We start from the raw sequence: 4,756 nt of genomic DNA on the forward strand, positions 1-4,756 counted from the left end.
CGAGTGGTACCGATATCCGCATGGCCCACCAGATGTACCCCGTCATTCATCCCCGAGACATTCAGAGCGTGACGGAGTCGACAGTGCAAGGCACGACCCGCAGCGAATCACAAGCCCTCTGCACGGGTCGCAACGCAGCACTTTCGACTCGAACGCACTCCCGCAGGGCGAGTCCACTCGTCACCACGATCCGACTCGCTGAACGTTGCCGGATGAACGACGGGGTACACTAGCGAAGCGCTGAACAGATCTGCGCGGGGCGCGTTGCCGCTCGCCGGAAAGCACCTTCGACACCTCCCGGTCTACTTCGCCAGGGGACCGGGACCTCCGACACATCCGTGATCGACATCACGTGCCGTAGAATGACGGAGGGGGCGATACAGGCAGCGGACGAACCGTCGCGCGGCCGCGCCTGCCCCACTCTTGCCCGACGCCACGAACCGGACACCGACGCCATGCACTCGCCGATCATCGACCCCGACCGCCCCGCCGTCCGCCTGGACGACGTCACGGTCGTGCGCTCGGGACGCACCGTGCTCGACGGCTTTTCGCTGGCGATCCCGGCCGGCAGCGTCTCGGCCATTCTCGGCCCCAGCGGCTCGGGCAAGACCACCGTACTGAAGCTGATCACCGGTCAACTGAGACCGGCCTCGGGCACCGTCACGATCGGCCGCACCGACGTCCATTCGCTCGGTCGGTCGGCGCTGAACGACCTGCGCCGCCACGTCGGCGTGCTGCTGCAGAACGGCGCACTGCTGACCGACCTGACCGTGTTCGACAACGTCGCGCTGCCGCTGCGCGAACACACCGATCTGCCGGCGTCGCTGATCCGGCGGGTGGTGCTCCTGAAACTGCAGGCGGTCGGCCTGCGCGGCGCGGCCGAACTGTTTCCCGGCCAGTTGTCCGGCGGCATGAACCGTCGCGTGGCGATGGCCCGGGCGCTGGCGCTGGACCCGGACCTGATGCTCTACGACGAACCGTTCGCCGGGCTGGACCCGATCTCGCTGGCCGCCGGCGCCCGGCTGATCAAGCAGATCAACCGCGTGCTGGGCATCACCAGCGTGGTCATCACCCATGATGTCGCCGTGGTCGAGGACTTCGCCGACCACGCCTGCATCATTGCCGATGGCCGGGTCGTGGCGCACGGCAGTCCGCGTGAGCTGCACGACAGCGACGACCCGCTGGTCCGCCAGTTCATGGACGGCCTGCCCGACGGGCCGGTGCCGTTCCACTACCCGGCGTCCGACCTGGCCGACGACCTGCTCGGAAGCGCCGAGCGATGAGCGAGCCCGCGCTGCAATCCGGCCGGATCCTCTCGCCGGTGCGGGACCTCGGCCGCGCCGTGGTGTTCCTCGGCCAGGCGCTCTCGAGGATGCGCTTCCGCTCCGGCACGCTGGGCGAGACGCTCCGCCAGACCTACTTCATCGGTGTGCGCTCGCTGGTCATCATCATGACCTGCGGCTTCTTCGTCGGCCTGGTGCTGACCCTGCAGACCTACGACACGCTGACCCGCTTCGGCGCCGGCGATGCGGTCAGCACGGTGCTGGCGCTGTCACTGTTCCGGGAGCTCGGCCCGGTGCTCACCGCGATCCTGTTCGCCGGCCGCGCCGGCACCTCGGTCACCGCCGAGATCGGCCTGATGAAAGCCACCGAGCAGCTCGACGCACTGGAACTGATGGCCATCGACCCGATGGAGCGGATCGTCCAGCCCAGGCTGCTGGCCGGCCTGATCGCGGTGCCGGTGCTGACGCTGATCTTCAACATGATGGCACTGGCCGGCGGCGTGGCCTACTCGGTGTTCCTGATGGGCATCGACCCGAACGTGTTCTGGGGCACGATGCAGAACAACGTGGAACTGGGCCGCGACTTCGGCGCCGGTATGGCCAAGTCGGTGGCCTTCGGTGGCCTGGCCGCCTGGCTGGCGGTCTACTTCGGCTGGACCTGCCGCCCGACCGGCGAAGGCGTGGCCCTGGCCACCACCCAGACCGTCATCGCCACCGCGATTTCCGTGCTGCTGCTCGACTTCGTGCTTTCGGCGCTGATGCTCTAGCCACCGCGGTTACCGCAGACATCAGATTGATCTCGAACACCAGAACCTGGAACCACAGATTTCGCAGATGGACGCAGATGAAGAACAAGAGCACACGCAGGCTTGCGGAACGCCCCGTCTCGGCAGGCGGTCCTGCAGCTTGCTGCCTGCAGTGTCCGCAGTTGCCCACCCTGGGAGCCGTTCTGCATTCATCTGCGCCCATCGGCGTACTCTGCGGTTGAAGAAGCCGTTTGAAGAGGCCCGGATATTCAGAGGAACCTATTCATCATGAAATCCTCCAATCAGATCGAGTTGGCAGCGGGCGTGTTCCTGCTGCTCGGGATCGCCGCGCTGGTCTTCCTGGCCGTGCAGGCCACCGACGGTGGCGCGATCGGCGGCAAGGAGCCGTACCGGGTGACGGCCACGTTCACCAACATCGGCGGCCTGAAGCCGCGATCGACCGTGAGCATGGGCGGCGTCCGGATCGGCACCGTCGAGGAGATCGCGCTGGATCCGGTAACGCTGGAGGCGCGGGTCACGCTGGCGATCGATTCGACCTATGACGATCTGCCGGACGACACCTCGGCCTCGATCCTGACCAGCGGCCTGCTCGGCGATCAGTACGTCGGGCTGGAACCGGGCGGTTCGCCCGACCCGCTGGCCGACGGCGACCGCATCCTGATCACCAATTCGGCAATGGTGCTGGAACAACTGATCTCCAAGTACCTGCTGAACACCGACGACACGACGAGCGACGACTGACATGAACCGGATCCTGCTGGCGGCCTTCGCGTTGCTTCTCGCCTCCACGCCGACCCGGGCCCTGGACGGGCCGGTGGAGATCGTGCGCGAGACCAGCAACGAGATCTTCGGCCAGATCGAACTGAGCCGCGAGCACTTCGAGGAAAACCCCGACGCGCTGAGAAACGTGGTCCGCGAACTGATGCTGCCGCGCATCGACGTGGTCTATTCCGGCCGGCTGGTGCTCGGTCGCGCCGCCCGCGGCATCGAACGCGACAAGGTCATTGCCTTTTCCGACGCGCTCAGCGAGCTGCTGATCGAGCGCTACGCCACCGGCCTGCTGGAATTCCGCACCCGCGACCAGATCGAGGTATTGCCGCTGGAAGGCGACAACAGCGAGCGCATGACCAAGGTCCGGACCCGGGTTACGCTGAACAACGGCAAGACCGCGCCGGTCGACTACGTGTTCCGCAACACCGACGAGGGCTGGAAGATCTTCGACGTCATCGTCGAAGGGATTTCCTATGTCGCCACTTTCCGCAACCAGATCGGCGAGCAGATCCGCGCCGACGGCTTCGACGCCACGCTCGAACGGCTGAAAGCCGGGCGCCTGGACCTGGAGGTCGAGGATGTCTGACACCGAGCGTTATCGGGTCGACGGTGCGCTGACCAAGGACGAAGTCCCGGCCTTGTGGCGTACGACCCGCGGCTGGCGCACCGACGGTGGGCCGGCGTGCATCGACCTGGCCGATGTCGAACAGGCCGATGCCTCCGGCGTTGCGCTGCTGCTCGAGTGGGCAGCCTGGGCCCGCGAACGGGGGCAGACGGTGCGTTTCGACCACGTGCCCGAAGGCCTCAGGACCATTGCCGCACTCAGCCAGGTCGACGAACTGCTCGGCCTGAAGGAGGCCCCGACCGAATGACGCTGCACAATGCTCTTGCCCGGTTCTCGACGCTGGCCGCCGTGGCCCTCTTGACCGCGTGCGCCACGGTCAAGGCCCCGCCGCCGGAAGAACGCATCCCGGAAGATCCCTGGGAGCCGCTCAACCGCAACATCTACGCGTTCAATCGCGGCGTCGACAAGGCCGTGCTGCGCCCGCTGGCCCGCGGGTACGACTACGTCACGCCCGAACCGGTCGAACGCGGCATCGCCAACTTCTTCGACAACATCCGTTCGCTGCCGGACATCGCCAACCTGCTGCTGCAGGGCCGTCCGATGAACGCGCTCAGAATGACCGAACGCTTCTTCGTCAACACCGTGTTCGGCATCGGCGGCATCGTCGACGTGGCCACCGACGCCGGCATCCCGGATTTCGACGAGGACCTCGGCCAGACCCTGGCGGTCTGGGGCTGGGCCGACAGCCCGTTTTTGATGCTGCCCTTCCTCGGCCCGTCGACGGTGCGCGACACCCTCGGCATGGCCGGCGACTCGACCTATGACATTGCCTGGCAGCGCACGCTGGACAGCGCCAAGTACTATCCGCTGCCGCTCGACATCATTCAGCTGCGCGCCCGCCTGCTCGACCGCGACGCCGACCTCGACGCCGCGTACGACGAGTACCTGCTCGTGCGCGACGCCTGGCTGCAGCGCCGCGCCTACAAGATCAGCGGCGAATCCGCGACCCCGGATTACGACGCGCTGCTCGACGAAGATCCCTGGGAAGACGACCCGCCGCCCGGCGACGACGCCAGGAATTGACCGACCCACCCTTCGCCTGCAAGCAGCCTCCAACAGACCTTCGATCCGGCCTCGGCGCTGATTCACCTGCTGGAGGGCGCTTGCGCGCGAACCGGTCGGGCCACCCTTCGCCTGCAAGCAGCCTCCAACAGGCCTTCGTTCGGGCGTTGCGCTGGCTTCGCCTGTTGGAGGGCGCTTGCGCGCGAACCGGCAGGGCCACCCTTCGCCCGCAAGCGGCCTCCAACAGGCCTTCGTTCGGGCGTTGCGCTGGCTTCGCCTGTTGGAGGGCGCTTGCGCGCGAACCGGTC

General features: G+C 67.0%; 6 protein-coding genes. All 6 read left to right on the top strand.

What is annotated here, in order from left to right; translation table 11 throughout:
- Positions 1–455 precede the first annotated feature (455 nt).
- The 6 genes from HFP89_RS11610 (at position 456) to HFP89_RS11635 (ending at position 4,469) form a co-directional block, all read left to right on the top strand.
- Positions 456–1,283, top strand: coding sequence for an ATP-binding cassette domain-containing protein (locus tag HFP89_RS11610; RefSeq protein WP_168717823.1), 828 nt, complete (start codon positions 456–458; stop codon positions 1,281–1,283).
- Positions 1,280–2,050: an MlaE family lipid ABC transporter permease subunit gene (locus tag HFP89_RS11615; protein WP_168717824.1), complete on the top strand. Its 771-nt coding sequence runs from the start codon at positions 1,280–1,282 to the stop codon at positions 2,048–2,050. Before HFP89_RS11610 ends, HFP89_RS11615 begins: the two co-directional genes overlap by 4 nt.
- 267 nt (positions 2,051–2,317) lie before the next feature.
- Positions 2,318–2,791 (top strand): outer membrane lipid asymmetry maintenance protein MlaD, encoded by a 474-nt coding sequence (gene mlaD, locus HFP89_RS11620; RefSeq protein ID WP_168717825.1) that lies wholly within the window; start codon positions 2,318–2,320, stop codon positions 2,789–2,791.
- Between the two features lies 1 nt (position 2,792).
- A complete protein-coding gene (locus tag HFP89_RS11625; protein WP_168717826.1) occupies positions 2,793–3,407 on the top strand; it encodes an ABC transporter substrate-binding protein in 615 nt (204 codons plus the stop codon).
- A complete protein-coding gene (locus tag HFP89_RS11630) occupies positions 3,400–3,693 on the top strand; it encodes an STAS domain-containing protein (RefSeq protein ID WP_168717827.1) in 294 nt (97 codons plus the stop codon). Before HFP89_RS11625 ends, HFP89_RS11630 begins: the two co-directional genes overlap by 8 nt.
- The gene (locus HFP89_RS11635; protein WP_168717828.1) at positions 3,690–4,469 is read left to right on the top strand and encodes a VacJ family lipoprotein; all 780 of its coding nucleotides are present in this window, start codon (positions 3,690–3,692) and stop codon (positions 4,467–4,469) included. Before HFP89_RS11630 ends, HFP89_RS11635 begins: the two co-directional genes overlap by 4 nt.
- Positions 4,470–4,756: the final 287 nt, after the last annotated feature.

The sequence above is a fragment of the Wenzhouxiangella sp. XN79A genome (assembly GCF_012272825.1).
Lineage (GTDB): Bacteria > Pseudomonadota > Gammaproteobacteria > Xanthomonadales > Wenzhouxiangellaceae.

What these genes read in the sequence shown, in the direction of transcription:
- HFP89_RS11610 (WP_168717823.1), top strand. Translation starts at nt 456, where the DNA reads ATGCACTCGCCGATCATCGACCCCGACCGCCCCGCCGTCCGCCTGGAC.
- HFP89_RS11615 (WP_168717824.1), top strand. Translation starts at nt 1,280, where the DNA reads ATGAGCGAGCCCGCGCTGCAATCCGGCCGGATCCTCTCGCCGGTGCGG.
- mlaD (WP_168717825.1), top strand. Translation starts at nt 2,318, where the DNA reads ATGAAATCCTCCAATCAGATCGAGTTGGCAGCGGGCGTGTTCCTGCTG.
- HFP89_RS11625 (WP_168717826.1), top strand. Translation starts at nt 2,793, where the DNA reads ATGAACCGGATCCTGCTGGCGGCCTTCGCGTTGCTTCTCGCCTCCACG.
- HFP89_RS11630 (WP_168717827.1), top strand. Translation starts at nt 3,400, where the DNA reads ATGTCTGACACCGAGCGTTATCGGGTCGACGGTGCGCTGACCAAGGAC.
- HFP89_RS11635 (WP_168717828.1), top strand. Translation starts at nt 3,690, where the DNA reads ATGACGCTGCACAATGCTCTTGCCCGGTTCTCGACGCTGGCCGCCGTG.